The 14,159-nt window shown below is 54.5% G+C and carries 12 protein-coding genes; 9 read left to right on the top strand and 3 right to left on the bottom strand.

What is annotated here, in order from left to right:
• Positions 1-41 precede the first annotated feature (41 nt).
• Positions 42-1,220 (top strand): sugar efflux transporter SetB, encoded by a 1,179-nt coding sequence (gene setB / locus M2406_RS17605; protein ID WP_259190858.1) that lies wholly within the window; start codon positions 42-44, stop codon positions 1,218-1,220.
• A 7-nt stretch (positions 1,221-1,227) separates the two neighbouring features.
• On the opposite strand, the gene M2406_RS17610 is transcribed toward setB, so the two are convergent.
• Positions 1,228-1,482, bottom strand: a complete 255-nt coding sequence (locus tag M2406_RS17610; protein ID WP_259190860.1) for a YkgJ family cysteine cluster protein — start codon at positions 1,480-1,482, stop codon at positions 1,228-1,230.
• Between the two features lie 283 nt (positions 1,483-1,765).
• Between M2406_RS17610 and mtr the strand changes: the two genes are divergently transcribed.
• Together mtr and yeiP are read left to right on the top strand one after the other, a co-directional pair.
• Complete coding sequence (gene mtr, locus M2406_RS17615; RefSeq protein WP_017893441.1) at positions 1,766-3,010, top strand: tryptophan permease; 1,245 nt, start codon at positions 1,766-1,768, stop codon at positions 3,008-3,010.
• Positions 3,011-3,138: 128 nt separating this feature from the next.
• Complete coding sequence (gene yeiP / locus M2406_RS17620) at positions 3,139-3,711, top strand: elongation factor P-like protein YeiP (protein WP_012145953.1); 573 nt, start codon at positions 3,139-3,141, stop codon at positions 3,709-3,711.
• A gap of 180 nt (positions 3,712-3,891) precedes the next feature.
• Here the strand turns inward: yeiP and uxuA are convergent, their stop codons facing one another.
• The gene (gene uxuA, locus M2406_RS17625) at positions 3,892-5,082 is read right to left on the bottom strand and encodes a mannonate dehydratase (RefSeq protein WP_112364100.1); all 1,191 of its coding nucleotides are present in this window, start codon (positions 5,080-5,082) and stop codon (positions 3,892-3,894) included.
• Between the two features lie 337 nt (positions 5,083-5,419).
• Here uxuA and M2406_RS17630 point away from each other — a divergent pair, with 337 nt between their 5' ends.
• Positions 5,420-6,901, top strand: coding sequence for a mannitol dehydrogenase family protein (locus tag M2406_RS17630; protein ID WP_259190864.1), 1,482 nt, complete (start codon positions 5,420-5,422; stop codon positions 6,899-6,901).
• Positions 6,902-6,979: 78 nt separating this feature from the next.
• Here M2406_RS17630 and M2406_RS17635 read toward each other — a convergent pair whose 3' ends face one another.
• Entirely contained in the window at positions 6,980-7,288 is a 309-nt protein-coding gene (locus tag M2406_RS17635; protein WP_017893444.1) for a type 1 fimbrial protein, read from the bottom strand.
• 316 nt (positions 7,289-7,604) lie between these two features.
• On the opposite strand from M2406_RS17635, the gene M2406_RS17640 reads away from it, so the two are divergent.
• From M2406_RS17640 to M2406_RS17660, 5 genes are all read left to right on the top strand, one after another.
• Complete coding sequence (locus M2406_RS17640) at positions 7,605-8,579, top strand: GTP-binding protein (RefSeq protein WP_112364098.1); 975 nt, start codon at positions 7,605-7,607, stop codon at positions 8,577-8,579.
• Between the two features lie 51 nt (positions 8,580-8,630).
• On the top strand, positions 8,631-9,335 hold the full coding sequence (locus tag M2406_RS17645; RefSeq protein ID WP_112364097.1) for a phosphatase PAP2 family protein: 705 nt from the start codon (positions 8,631-8,633) through the stop codon (positions 9,333-9,335).
• Positions 9,336-9,749: 414 nt separating this feature from the next.
• The gene (mepS, locus tag M2406_RS17650) at positions 9,750-10,325 is read left to right on the top strand and encodes a bifunctional murein DD-endopeptidase/murein LD-carboxypeptidase (RefSeq protein WP_012145960.1); all 576 of its coding nucleotides are present in this window, start codon (positions 9,750-9,752) and stop codon (positions 10,323-10,325) included.
• A gap of 348 nt (positions 10,326-10,673) precedes the next feature.
• Positions 10,674-12,260 (top strand): cyclic di-GMP phosphodiesterase, encoded by a 1,587-nt coding sequence (locus M2406_RS17655; protein ID WP_259190871.1) that lies wholly within the window; start codon positions 10,674-10,676, stop codon positions 12,258-12,260.
• Between the two features lie 89 nt (positions 12,261-12,349).
• Positions 12,350-14,158, top strand: a complete 1,809-nt coding sequence (locus M2406_RS17660) for an extracellular solute-binding protein (RefSeq protein WP_012145962.1) — start codon at positions 12,350-12,352, stop codon at positions 14,156-14,158.
• The last annotated feature ends 1 nt before the right edge of the window (position 14,159 follow it).

The raw sequence follows: 14,159 nt of genomic DNA on the forward strand, positions 1-14,159 counted from the left end.
TATGCGCCGGATCCCTCATTGACGGCTATTTTCTGACCTCTATGTCTACATCATCTGCGGCAACGCGACGCTCGCCCGACCTCACTTCACTGGCTTTTTTAGTGGTGGCGTTTCTCACCGGTATTGCCGGGGCGCTACAGACCCCTACGTTGAGCCTGTTCCTGGCGACGGAAGTGAAGGTGCGCCCCTCGATGGTTGGGCTGTTTTTCACCGGTAGCGCGGTGATTGGCATTCTGGTCAGCCAGTTTCTCGCTCGCCGTTCGGATCAAAAAGGCGATCGCAAAACGCTGATTTTCCTCTGCTGCATGCTGGGCGCGCTAGGCTGCGTGCTGTTCGCCTGGAACCGCAATTATTACCTGTTACTGGCGGTCGGCGTGATGTTGACCAGCTTCGGTTCCACCGCTAACCCGCAGATGTTCGCCCTGGCGCGCGAACACGCCGATCGCACCGGTCGCGAAGCCGTCATGTTCAGTTCAATCCTGCGGGCGCAGGTTTCCCTCGCCTGGGTAATCGGGCCGCCCATCGCCTTTGCACTGGCCCTGGGGTTCGGTTTTAAAGTGATGTATCTGGCCGCCGCGGCGGCGTTCATCCTGTGTGGCGTGCTGGTGTGGAAAATGCTGCCCTCGATGCGCAAAACACCGATGGCGGCCAGCACCACACTGGAGGCCCCACGACAAAACCGTCGCGATACGCTGCTGCTGTTTATGGCCTGCACCTTTATGTGGACCGCCAACAGCATGTATCTGATCAATATGCCGCTGTATATGGTGCATGAGCTGCATCTGCCGGAAAGGCTGGCCGGGATATTAATGGGTACGGCGGCCGGGCTGGAGATACCGACCATGCTGATTGCCGGCATGGTGGCGAAACGCTTCGGCAAGCGCTTTTTAATGCGTTGGGCGGTGGTGGCGGGCCTGCTGTTTTACTTCGGTCTGCTGTTTATCACCGGCACCTGGCCACTGATCGCCCTGCAACTGCTTAACGCGGCGTTTATCGGCGTACTGGCGGGGATCGGTATGCTCTATTTTCAGGATTTGATGCCTGGGCAGGCCGGTGCTGCCACCACCCTGTTTACCAACACCACTCGCGTGGGTTGGATTTTAGCCGGTTCCATCGCTGGCGTAGTGGCGGAAGTCTGGAGTTATCACGCGGTGTTTTATTCCGCACTGGCGATGGTTGTTGGCGCAGTGCTGTGCTTGTGGAAGCTTAAAGACGTGTAAAACAGGCTTAGGGGGCCGTATCCACTTCCAGCTTGGCCAAATAGATTAGCGCGTCGTCACGGTGGTCGTGGCACATTTCGCGGCTGGCCTGCAGGCTGCCACAGACTTTGGGCCGCAATGGCGAGTGAAACAGACCACAGCGTAGCTGCTCGCTCAGATGAATGCAGCGGGTGTTGGCAGGCTTGCCATTGGGCATGCCGGGGATCGGGCTGGATATTGAAGGCGCAATACAACAGGCGCCACAGTCGGCACGGCAGTCCATCAGCGAGTCTCTCGGTGGGCTGGCAGAAGTGAAGCGCGACAATATCAGTAGCGCTCATCCGCCGCCAGCAGAATCCGGCTTTGCCCAACAATCTTTACATCGCGCCCTTATAACCGCTAAACGTTTGCATTCATGCCGGGCTAAAACACGCCTAAAATCGCCCTATTCACACCGATTAATGCATGAAACAAGCACCTTCACGGCTTTACATGCGTCGACCGCACCTGTACCATTGAGCTAGTACAAAAGAACTTACGGCCGCCATGGCCACTCAGGAGCAAAAATGTCCGCGGACACCATCCAGAAGCTTTCCCGCCCTTCGGTCCTTGGCGGCGCGATGATCATTGCAGGCACCGCCGTCGGCGCCGGTATGTTCTCCATTCCTATTGTGACTTCTGGCGTGTGGTTCAGCGGCTCGGTCGCGCTGCTGATTTATACCTGGGCCTGTATGCTGATCTCTGGCCTGATGATCCTCGAAGCTGCTCTGCATTACCCAAGCGGTGCCAGCTTCAATACCATCGTCAAGGATCTGCTGGGTAAAAGCTGGAACGCCATTAACGGCATTTCCATCGCCTTTGTGCTGTACATTCTGACTTATGCCTATATTTCCGCCGGCGGCTCAATTATCGCCCACACGCTGGAAGGCATCGTCGGCGTCGGGCAGACCACCGCCGGGCTGGTGTTTGCCATTGTGGTGGCGTTTATCGTTTGGTTGTCCACCCGCGCGGTCGATCGTCTGAGCACCATTTTGATCGGCGGTATGGTGATCACCTTTGTGATGTCGGTGGGCGATATGTTCACTCATGTGCAACCGGCAGTGCTGTTCAACCGGGGCGACAGCCAGGCCAGCTATCTGCCTTACGCCCTGGCGGCGCTGCCTTATCTGCTGACCTCGTTCGGCTATCACGGCAATGTGCCGGGACTGGTGAAGTATTATCACAAGGACAGCGGTGCCGTGGTGCGCAGCCTGGTGTACGGCACGCTGCTGGCGCTGGCGATCTATATCCTGTGGCAGTATGTGATTCAGGGCAATATCGCCCGCGATGCCTTCCGCCAGGTGATTGCCGAAGGCGGCAATATCGGCAGCCTGCTGAAACAAATGGGCAACGTTTCCAGCAGCCAGACCGTTGGCCAACTGCTGAACGCCTTCTCTTATATGGCACTGGCCAGTTCGTTCCTTGGGGTTTCGCTGGGCCTGTTTGATTATTTGGCTGACTTCTTCAAATTCAGTGATGACACCACCGGGCGCAGTAAAACCGCGTTGGTGACCTTTGCACCACCGACCATAGCCGCCCTGCTGTTCCCGAACGGCTTCCTGTACGCCATCGGCTTCGCCGGGCTGGCGGCCACCGTTTGGGCGGTGATCGTACCGGCCATGATGGCACGCGCCAGTCGCCGTCGCTTTGCCCAGGCGCAATATCGCGCTCCCGGTGGCCGGGGGATGATCCTGTTTATCATTCTGTTCGGGGTGATCAACGCCGTCGCACACGTGCTGGCATTGCTGGGTCTGTTGCCGGTCTTCAAGTAATACCGCAGGGGATGGCGCTCGCCATCCCTTTTTCCGCCACTGTTTTTGCTTGATCTGCTTGCCTGAAATCATCGGCGCGAGTAACTTGTCGCAACTTCCCAAAAACTCTTTATTGCAGGTTATTTTATATGGCAAAGGCTAACGAAATTAAGCGTGGCATGGCGATCAGCTACAACGGCAAACTGCTGCTGGTGAGAGACATTGATGTACAAAGCCCAAGCGCACGCGGTGCCAGCACCTTATACAAAATGCGTTTCTCTGACGTCCGCACCGGGCTGAAGGTAGAAGAGCGTTTCAAGGGCGACGATATTCTGGACACCATTAGCCTGTCCCGCCGTAAGGTGAATTTCTCTTACATCGACGGCGAAGAATACGTGTTTATGGATGACGAGGATTACACCCCTTACATCTTCAAGAAAGACCAGATCGAAGACGAACTGCTGTTCATTCCTGAAGCCGGTCTGCCAGGCATGCAGGTGCTGACGCTGGAAGGCCAGGTGCTGGCGCTGGAACTGCCACAAACCGTGGATATGGAAATTGTCGACACCGCGCCGGGCATCAAAGGTGCCTCCGCCAGTGCCCGTAACAAGCCGGCTACCATGGCGACCGGCCTGACCATTCAGGTGCCGGAATACCTCAGCGCCGGTGACAAAATCCGCATTCATATTGCCGAACGCCGCTATATGAGCCGCGCCGACTAGTTGAAATTATGGCCCTTCAGACTGCTGACAAAGCCCGTTATTAGGGAGAGCGTGCCGAAGGGGTCGTAGCGGCTTGCCCGCCGGAGCGCCCCTCGGTGCGCTAGGCCCGGGTATCTCGGATTCAAAGACAACTTTGTCATCAAATTCAGGGGCCGATTATGGCCCCTGTTGATTTTAACGCTACGGCAATTCAGGGAAGAAACGGCGTTTGAGCGCCAGCTCGACACCGCGCAGTTCCGCCAGCCCTTTCAAACGACCAATTGCCGAATAACCCGGATTGGTTTTTTTCTTCAAGTCATCCAGCATCTGATGCCCATGATCGGGACGCATCGGTATCGGCCGGGTATCACCCGCCTGATGACGCCGCTGCTCCTCGCTGAGGATCGCCTCAATCACCGCCACCATGTCGACGTCGCCTTGCAGGTGCGCGCCCTCATGGAAACTTTTTGGGTTATCTTCACGGCAGGTTGCGCGCAGATGGGTGAAATGGATGCGATCGCCGAAGGTTTCAATCATCCGCACCAGATCGTTATCCTCACGTACTCCATAGGAGCCGGTACACATGGTGAAACCGTTATGCAGGCTGTCGACCGTCTGCTTGAACCACTGCATATCTTCAATGGTCGAGACAATGCGTGGCAGACCCAGGAGCGGCCGTGGTGGATCGTCCGGGTGTACCGCCAGCCGCACGCCGACCTCTTCCGCTACCGGCACAATGGCGCGCAGAAACACCGCCATATTCTCACGCAGCTGCGCCTTGTCGATGGCGTCGTACTCCGCCAGACGGGCGCGGAACTGATCAAGCGTATACCCCTCTTCAGCCCCCGGTAGCCCGGCGATGATATTACCGGTCAATTTGGCGATATCCGCCTCGCTCATGGCAGCAAAGCGCGCGGCGGCCTGCTGTTGCTCTTCCTGCGTGTAATCCTGCTCTGCCCCTGCACGTTGCAAAATATGCAAATCAAAGGCCGCAAAGGCGATTTGATCAAAACGTAACGCCTTTGACCCGTCGGGCAGCAAATACTCCAGGTCGGTACGCGTCCAGTCGAGGATCGGCATAAAGTTGTAGCACACGGTGTCGATACCGCAGGCCGCCAGGTTACGCAACGATTGCTGGTAATGGGCGATGTGCTGTTGGTAATTACCGCTGTGGGTTTTGATTTCTTCATGTACCGGGATGCTTTCCACCACCGACCACACCAACCCTTTCTCCGCCAACAACGCCTGACGAGCCTTGATCTCTTCGATCGGCCACACCTCGCCATTCGGGATATGGTGCAAGGCGGTGACTACGCCAGTGGCGCCGGCCTGGCGCACATCGTCAAGAGAGACAGGATCGTTCGGCCCATACCAACGCCATGTTTGTTCCATTATTTATCCTTGTAAAAATCGCCCAGTATTGTGGTGGTGATCAAGATTGTACCGTTCTGACAATCTTGTTATACCAAATTTAAATAGATATCGGTTATCTTTCACCTTACTCTTTCGCACCTGTCTGTCAAAAGCGAAACCCTGATTGGTTGATCCACTTCACGGTTCTGGCTTATTTTGGGTTTGGCAATGTTATTAGCCCCCTTCCAGCCTTACACTGGCGGCAGAGAACTCATGCGAAAAAGGTAAGCGCCACGCCGTTTTCTATTCGCAAAACTGGTCTGCTAACTTTTTAAAAGTTCCCGGCCAGCACCTTTTACCCAGCTTGGAGCCATGCATGAAGACTATCGCCAACTCACCGCTTCCCGACGCTGTCCAGCAACCGCGCTATGACCGCAGCACATTACAAAGCCGCATGGTGCACATTGGATTCGGGGCCTTTCACCGCGCCCATCAGGCACTGCTGACCGACCGGGTATTGAACCGCCAGGGGGGAGACTGGGGGATTTGTGAGATCAGCCTGTTCGGTGGCGACATTCTGTTCCAGACGCTGCGTCAGCAAGACCATCTTTATAGCGTGCTGGAAAAAGGCGCTGAGGGGGATCAGGCGATAGTGATCGGTGCCGTGCATGAAAGCGTACACCGCAAACTGGAAGGGAGCGGTGCCGTGCTGGAAAAACTGGCGGAACCGCAGGTAGCCATCGTCTCAATGACCATCACCGAAAAAGGCTACTGCATCGAACCCGGTAGCGGGAAACTGGATCTGCAACACCAGGGGATCCGCGCCGATCTTGCCAACCCCGCGCAACCCATTACGGTACCCGGCATTCTGGTCGAAGCCCTGCGCCTGCGCCTGGAACGCGGTCTGCCCGCCTTTACCCTGCTCTCTTGCGATAATATTCCCGAAAACGGCCATGTACTGCGCAACGCCATCATCGGTCTGGCGCAGGCGCGTGACGGCGCCCTGGCAGATTGGATTGCCCAGCAGGTCAGTTTCCCCAGTACTATGGTCGACCGCATTGTTCCAGCCGCCACCGCGGAAACGCTCGACGAAGTGGCTGCCGCACTGGGCGGCGTACGTGATGAATGCGCCATCGCCTGCGAGCCCTTTATCCAATGGGTGGTGGAAGATAATTTTGTCGCAGGCCGTCCGGCCTGGGAACTGGCCGGTGCGCAGTTGGTAAATGACGTACTGCCTTTTGAACAAATGAAGCTGCGTATGCTGAACGGCAGTCATTCCTTCCTGGCCTACCTGGGTTATCTGGGGGGGTATCAGTATATAAACGACTGTATGGCCGACGAGTCTTATCGCCAAGCGGCACACCACCTGATGCTGGCCGAGCAGGCACCGACGCTCAGCGTCAGCGGTATCGATCTGGCCGCCTATGCCGCGCAGTTGATTGAACGCTACAGCAATCCGGCGCTGCAACATCGCACCTGGCAAATCGCCATGGATGGCACACAAAAATTGCCACAGCGGATGCTGGATTCGGTTCGTTGGCATCTGCAGCATGGCGGCAGCTATGCCGGTTTGGCGCTGGGCGTGGCAGCCTGGATGCGCTATGTCGGCGGCGTAGATGATGCCGGTCAACCGATTGATATTCGCGATCCGCTGCTGACAACGCTGCAACAGACGGTGGCCGCAACGCCGGACGATGAACAACGCGTAAAAGCCCTGTTGGCGTTAAAAGCCGTTTTTGGTGAACAACTGCCGGCAAATGAGGCGTTTGTGGCGGCGGTTACCCGCGCCTATATTTCCCTGCGCGATCGCGGGGCGCGGCAAACGGTGCAGAATTGGGTTTCGACTCAGTTGGCTTGATACCCGGTTAAACCAGACCCTGACTTGAAAGGCCAGGGGGAAAATGGCCATGCCGGATGTCCGGCATGGCCGAACGACTTAACGATAAACTACCGTCATTACTGCAAGTTTTTTCTGCTGATCTACCCACTTCATCTCGGTCGAACCTAAATTCAGTGGCAATTCTTTGCGTGTAGCATCAAATTTTGACAGCGTCTGTTGGTCTTGATAGTGCCGCCCATTACGGTAACATTGGGTATTGGCCGTTGAATCAGCGATGTTCACCGTACAGGGGCTTTCCACAATAGAGCCAACAAAACGAATTACCCCGCCAGTGGTTCCTGCATAGCTTGCTGCCGTCCATGAAAACAACATTCCTGCGATCAAAAATAACCGGAAGACATTCATGGCAACCTCATTTTTTGTTAAGCCAATTTAACCATAGAGGATTTTCTTAAGAATAATCGCAAGGTCAGGGGAATTATTTGGCGGTTAATCTGGCAATTAACAAAGGAAAACAAGCTACTAAAGATCACCACCCTGGTTAATCCATGGTTTTATATAAGAATTTTCTGACCATTTGGCGTGGATTTGTCCGATTAAATGCCGCATCTTAACCTGCAAAATTTGTGACCTGACGCAGGTTGAGCAACCTCAAGTGCTAAGGCAAAGCAGAGTTGCTTATTTATTGACCAGTAGACATTATTAACATCAGGAATAATTTATGACCAAAACTAACCTGATCACCGGTTTTCTCGGCAGCGGTAAAACCACCACCATTCGTCACTTGCTGGCTAACAAACCGGAACATGAGCGTTGGGCAGTGCTGGTAAACGAGTTTGGTGAAATTGGTATTGATGGCGCATTGCTGGCAGACAGCGGTGCGGTGTTAAAGGAGATCCCTGGCGGTTGTATGTGTTGTGTGAACGGCTTGCCGATGCAGGTCGGGCTGAATATGCTGCTGCAACAGAGTAAACCCGACCGACTATTGATCGAACCTACCGGCCTGGGCCACCCGAAACAGATCCTGTCATTGCTGACGCAGGACAGCTACGCCGGCTGGATCGATCTACAGGCCACCCTGTGCCTGTTGGACGCACGCCAGCTCAGCGAACCGCGCTATGTAGAAAACGAAAACTTCCGCGATCAACTGGCGGCGGCCGACGTTATTCTGGCCAGTAAAAGCGACACCTATCAGCCGCAGGATCTGCTGGCCCTGCAGCAATGGGCGCAGCAGGACTCCCTGCAGCGGCCGCTTTATCATATTCAACAGGGCCAGGCGGATGTCACCTTGCTGGACCTGCCTCGCACGAATCGCACAGAATTACCGAATGCCCAGCATCATCATAGCCACAGCAAAACACAGGGCTTGGCCGCATTGCGGCTGCCGGAAACTTCGCGCTGGCGGCGGGCGCTCAATCAGGGCCAGGGATTTACCAGCTGTGGCTGGATCTTTGACGCCGACACGGTATTCGATACCGTTGGCATCATGGAGTGGATACGGCTGGCACCGGTCGAACGCGCCAAAGGCGTAGTGCGCATTGCTGAAGGCACTCTGTTGATCAACCGTCAGGGGCAGGATCTCAATATCGAAACGCGTCCTGTCGCGCCGCTGGACAGCCGAATTGAACTGATTCACAGCGGGAACGCGGATTGGAACGCGCTGCAATCCAAGCTGTTTAACATTCGTTTAAGTTGAGAACTTTACCGTTAGCCTCTTTTTATTTTTAGACTTAAAACAGGTTATGCCATGACTCGCCGCAATTTACCCTTCATCATTTTCTTCAATTTATTGGGCATTGTGCTGTTTCTGTCCTGGTACCTGCCGGTTAACCACGGCTATTGGTTTACTCTGGACTCATCGATTTTCTTCTTTTTTAATCGTCATCTGGCGACTGACCCCGGTTTTTTGCATCTGGTGGCCATCACCAATAACCGGGCATTTGACGTGATTTCACTGATTGCCATGGGGCTGCTGTACCTGTGCTTTTATCTGCAACAGGACGCCGCCGGCCGCCGTCGTTTGCTGGTAACCGGCGTTGTCATGCTGCTGACCGGCGTGGTGCTGAACCAGCTTGGGCACCTGCTTCCGGTCAAGCACCCCAGCCCGTCGCTGAGCTTTGAGAATGTTAACCGTGTCAGTGAACTGACCGGCATTCCGACCAAAGACGCCTCCAGCGACAGTTTCCCTGGCGACCATGGCATGATGCTGATGATTTTCTCCTGTTTTATGCTGCGCTACTTTAACCGCCGCGCGTTTGCCGTCGCGCTGCTGATTACGGTGGTGTTTTCATTGCCGCGGGTGATGATTGGCGCTCACTGGTTTACAGATATCGCCGTAGGTTCGCTGTCGGTGGTGCTGGTCGGTGCCAGTTGGTGCCTGATGACCCCACTCAGCGATAGGCTGATCCTGCGCCTGAACCGTATGCTGCCCGGCAAGCACCGCCCAACGTAGCTATAACCCACAGTTATGACCTGCAGGAGGCCGCTGGCCTCCTGATAATTTCCTCGCCGCTTGCTGTTTATTCCCACATCACCGCGTTAACGCTTCTGTCACCTAATTTCACGCAAAACCAACACAACGGGCCATCAGCGTTTTTTATATGAAGATTTACATTATGTTACATCACAAATTCATATATAAAAGGCTGGAAAAAGGCTCGCAATCCCCAATCCGTTACGGTAATCTCGGATGCGTTTGTGCCTGGTTTAACTCGACTCAGCATCAAATCAGCTAAAAATGTGCGTTCCAGCACGTTTTCGGCGGTAACTGATTGTCGATGAAACAGCTGCAGATTAGTCTCGTTCCGTTTGGCATTTTTCAGATAGCGACTGACGTCGTTAAGGACTTCAAGGGAAAACAATAACAATGGTCAAATCTCAACCGTTTCTGAGATATTTTTTGCGGGTAGTACCTGCAATTGCCGCAGCGGTAATGCTCTCCGCATGTAGCACGACTCACACTTCGAACTTGAATAACGCACAAACTGAGATGCGTGCAGTTAATGACAAAGATGGTCTTTTACTGCAAGCCTCTCAGGATGAATTCGAAGCAATGGTCCGTAACGTTGACGTTAAGTCAAAAATTATGGATCAGTATGCAGACTGGAAAGGCGTTCGCTACCGTTTAGGCGGTGAAACCAAGCGCGGCATCGATTGCTCAGCGTTTGTACAGCGTACTTTCCGCGAACAGTTTGGCATGGACTTACCTCGTTCAACCTATGAACAGGAAGACATGGGCAAGAAAATCTTGCGTACCAAACTGCGTCCTGGCGATCTGGTGCTGTTCCGCGCCGGTTCTACCGGACGCCACGTCGGCATCTATTTAGGTAACGATCAATTCGTTCATGCCTCTACCAGCAGCGGCGTGATGATTTCGAAACTGAGCGATAACTACTGGAATAAACGTTATCGCGAAGCCCGCCGGGTGCTAACCAGCAGCTGACGGCGCAACCTTGATTGTCCTGAAGACCAAACGAGCGATAGAACGCTGCCTCCGGGCAGCGTTTTTTTTTGCGCTGCGCAACACCTTGCAACCTTCCCTCATTATCGGTTCGCGGTATTCTCAACATGGCCCTCTTAATTTCACGTCATTATTGGCGGGAAACTACGCCGACGTGGAAAAACTCACCTATTATCGTCAAATGGGGATAACAGTGATAATGCCGGATTTAAATGATTATCAGCCGTTGGATAAACGATGAATAATGACTGAGACACCGTCATTGCGATATATTAGGCAGTCACTCTATAACAAAAACAAATTGATACGCCGTGTTCAGGGGGCAGGTTTATGGGCTTGAAAAGGGCTTTTGCACGCCACGTTTCACACAGACGACGCAGTTTGGTTAAAAGCAGTGTCGTGGCCCTGGTATTTTTTATCCTGTTTATGGGGATTACGCTTTCGCTGATTAACCACCAGCGCACGCAATATCAACGCGCGGTAGAACAACGTACGCAGAAATTTACCCTCGATACCTTTAATAACCTGACTCAAATCATGCAGCGGTTGATGCCGCTAACCGAACAACCCTGTAGCAGCAGCCAACCGGAAATTACCTATCAGGCGGCTTTTCATGCCGGCGTGCGTACCTTTATGTTGGTGAAAAACGGCTTTGCCTATTGCTCTTCCGCCACCGGCGACATGATGTTGGCGCTGAAAAATATTTATCCGGAGATTGATCAACGCCAGCGGTTGGATCTCAAATTGCAGCAGGGTACGCCACTGGTGCCGGGAAAACCGGCGTTCGCGGTTTGGCTGCGTCAGGCAGGCAAGGAAGATACCGGCATACTGGCGACGCTGGATATCGGCCTGATGCCCCAACAGATGTTTGGCACCAGCCCCGAACGTGCGCCGGGCATTGCCATTATTCTGGGCGATCGCGCCCTGACCAGCTTTAGCCCGAACCTGATGCCGGTCAACCAGTTGCCGGACGAAAAGGCCGACCGCATTTCCATCGCCGGCACCCCGATGGTTATTATGTTTTATAACCAAAAACTGACGCCCAACGATATCCGCCTGACTCTGCTGGGTAGTCTGGTGCTGTCCTTAATGATCGGCGTGCTTTGCTACTACATGCTGTTACTGCGCCAAAGCCCGGAGCGCGCCCTGATGCGCGGCATCAAACGCAACGAGTTCTTTATCGAGTATCAACCGGTATTTCATACCAAAACCGGCACCATCGCTGGGTTGGAAGCGCTCATCCGCTGGCAGCACCCGATCGAAGGACGTATTCCGCCGGATCTGTTTATTCCCTACGCCGAAAGCGAAGGGCTGATAGTGCCGCTGACGCGTCACCTGTTCCGCCTGATTGCCGAAGACGCCCCCAGGCTGGCGACGGCGCTGCCGCAGGGCGCCAAGCTCGGTCTGAACATCTCCCCTTCTCATCTCAGTGCGCCCTCTTTCCATCAGGACGTGTACGAACTGCTGGCGCAATTGCCGGGCAACTACTTCACGTTGGTATTTGAAATTACCGAGCGCGGCATGGTGGAGGAAGGCAACGCGCTGGCGGAGTTCGACTGGTTGCATAAACAAGGCATTGAAATTGCCATCGATGACTTCGGTACCGGCCACAGCGCACTGATCTATCTGCAACGCTTTAGCATGGACTATCTGAAAATCGACCGCGGTTTCGTCAACTCCATCGGCCGGGATACGGTCACCGCCCCGGTACTGGACGCGGTCATTTCACTGGCCAAAAAACTCAAAATGCAAACCGTGGCGGAGGGCGTGGAAACCGCAGAACAGGTGAGCTTCCTGCAGGAACAGGACGTTAATTTTATGCAGGGGTACTATTACAGCAAACCGTTGAGCATCGACAATTTTGTCGCCTTCTGCAACGCCCATACGGTCATGGACCATCAGGCGCTAACGGACTGAATCTTTTAACTTCTTTACTCTGCGGCGCGGCAGTAAATGTTATGCTGACCCAGATTTAATCGACTTAACAGCAGGAGCTTACCGTCAAGATGTCCGTGCGCGTTTTTGCTGCCCTGGTGCTCTCGGCACTGAGTTTTGGCCTGCAGGCCGAAACCCTCAATGAAAGTTACGCTTTCGCCCAGCTCGGTGAGCCGAAATACGCCACCGATTTCAGCCATTATGACTACGTCAACCCGGCGGCCCCAAAGGGCGGCGATGTGCGCCTGGCCGCCATTGGCACCTACGATAACTTTAACCGCTATGCACAACGTGGCGTTCCCGGCGAGCGTACCGATGCGCTGTACGATACCCTGTTCACCACCTCAGACGATGAAATCGGCAGCTACTATCCACTGATTGCCGAGTCTGCCCGCTTCCCGGCCGACATGCGCTGGGTAGAAGTGGATATTAACGCGCGCGCCCGCTTCCACGATGGTACGCCCATTACCGCCGCCGACGTGGCCTTTACCTTTACCAAGTTTATGACCGAAGGCGTACCGCAGTTTCGCGTGGCGTATAAGGGCATATCGGTCAAGGCCATTTCACGCCTGACGGTGCGCATTGAATTTCCACAGCCGGATAAAGACAAGTTGCTCGGGTTGTTCAGCCTGCCCATTTTGCCGCAGAGCTTCTGGAAAGATCACAAGCTGAACGAGCCACTGAGCACCCCACCGCTGAGCAGTGGCCCCTATAAGATCGCCAGTTATCGACTGGGCCAATACATTACCTATCAACGGGTACGCGATTATTGGGCCGCCAACCTGCCGGTCAACCGCGGCCGCTTTAACTTCGACAGCATCCGCTACGACTACTATCTGGATGACAAAGTCGCACTGGAGGCCTTCAAGGCCGGTGCCTACGACTTCCGCATCGAAGGTTCGCCAAAAAGTTGGGCGACTCAGTACCAGGGCGGTAATTTCGCTCGCAATTACATTATCAAACAGGATGAAACCAATCAGTCGGCGCAAAACACCCGCTGGATGGCCTTCAATATGCGGCGCCCTCTGTTCGCCGATCCTCGGGTGCGCGAAGCGCTCACGCTGGCTTTCGATTTCGACTGGATGAATAAGGCGCTGTATTACAACGCCTACCAACGAACCAATAGCTATTTCCAGAACACCCCCTACGCAGCCAGCGGCTACCCGGATGCGGCCGAACTGGCGCTGCTGGGCCCACTAAAGGGCAAGGTACCGGCGGAGGTATTCACCAGTATCTACCAGCCACCGTCCTCTGATGGCAGCGGTAACGATCGGCAAAATCTGCTGAAAGCGACTCAGTTGCTGAAACAGGCCGGCTGGGAGGTCAAAAACCAAAAGTTGGTGAACAGTAAAACCGGCCAGCCATTCAGCTTCGAACTGATGTTGCTGAGCGGCAGCAACTTCCAGTACGTCTTGCCGTTTCAGCACAACCTGAAACGACTGGGCATTGATATGCAGATCCGTGAAATCGACATATCCCAATTCACCAAGCGCATGCGCGACGGCGATTTCGATATGATGCCGACGGTTTATATGGCAATGCCTTTCCCTGGTTCAAGTCTTGAGACGCTCTGGGACTCCAAATACATTAACTCCAGCTGGAATACTCCCGGCGTCACCGATCCGGCCGTCGATAGCCTGGTCAGGCAGATCGCCGCGCATCAGGGCGACGAAAAAGCCCTGCTGCCGCTGGGCCGCGCACTGGATCGGGTACTTACCTGGAACAGGTATATGTTGCCGATGTGGTATTCCAACCACGACCGCTATGCCTACTGGGACAAATTCTCTACGCCGTCGATCCGTCCGGCCTACGTGATTGGTTTCGATAACTGGTGGTTTGACGTCAACAAGGCGGCGCGTTTGCCGGCTCAACAACAATAAG

Source organism: Serratia sp. BIGb0163, from assembly GCF_024809935.1.
GTDB classification, from domain to species: Bacteria; Pseudomonadota; Gammaproteobacteria; order Enterobacterales; family Enterobacteriaceae; genus Serratia; species Serratia quinivorans.

What these genes read in the sequence shown, in the direction of transcription:
- setB (WP_259190858.1), top strand. Translation starts at nt 42, where the DNA reads ATGTCTACATCATCTGCGGCAACGCGACGCTCGCCCGACCTCACTTCA.
- M2406_RS17610 (WP_259190860.1), bottom strand. Translation starts at nt 1,482, where the DNA reads ATGGACTGCCGTGCCGACTGTGGCGCCTGTTGTATTGCGCCTTCAATA.
- mtr (WP_017893441.1), top strand. Translation starts at nt 1,766, where the DNA reads ATGTCCGCGGACACCATCCAGAAGCTTTCCCGCCCTTCGGTCCTTGGC.
- yeiP (WP_012145953.1), top strand. Translation starts at nt 3,139, where the DNA reads ATGGCAAAGGCTAACGAAATTAAGCGTGGCATGGCGATCAGCTACAAC.
- uxuA (WP_112364100.1), bottom strand. Translation starts at nt 5,082, where the DNA reads ATGGAACAAACATGGCGTTGGTATGGGCCGAACGATCCTGTCTCTCTT.
- M2406_RS17630 (WP_259190864.1), top strand. Translation starts at nt 5,420, where the DNA reads ATGAAGACTATCGCCAACTCACCGCTTCCCGACGCTGTCCAGCAACCG.
- M2406_RS17635 (WP_017893444.1), bottom strand. Translation starts at nt 7,288, where the DNA reads ATGAATGTCTTCCGGTTATTTTTGATCGCAGGAATGTTGTTTTCATGG.
- M2406_RS17640 (WP_112364098.1), top strand. Translation starts at nt 7,605, where the DNA reads ATGACCAAAACTAACCTGATCACCGGTTTTCTCGGCAGCGGTAAAACC.
- M2406_RS17645 (WP_112364097.1), top strand. Translation starts at nt 8,631, where the DNA reads ATGACTCGCCGCAATTTACCCTTCATCATTTTCTTCAATTTATTGGGC.
- mepS (WP_012145960.1), top strand. Translation starts at nt 9,750, where the DNA reads ATGGTCAAATCTCAACCGTTTCTGAGATATTTTTTGCGGGTAGTACCT.
- M2406_RS17655 (WP_259190871.1), top strand. Translation starts at nt 10,674, where the DNA reads ATGGGCTTGAAAAGGGCTTTTGCACGCCACGTTTCACACAGACGACGC.
- M2406_RS17660 (WP_012145962.1), top strand. Translation starts at nt 12,350, where the DNA reads ATGTCCGTGCGCGTTTTTGCTGCCCTGGTGCTCTCGGCACTGAGTTTT.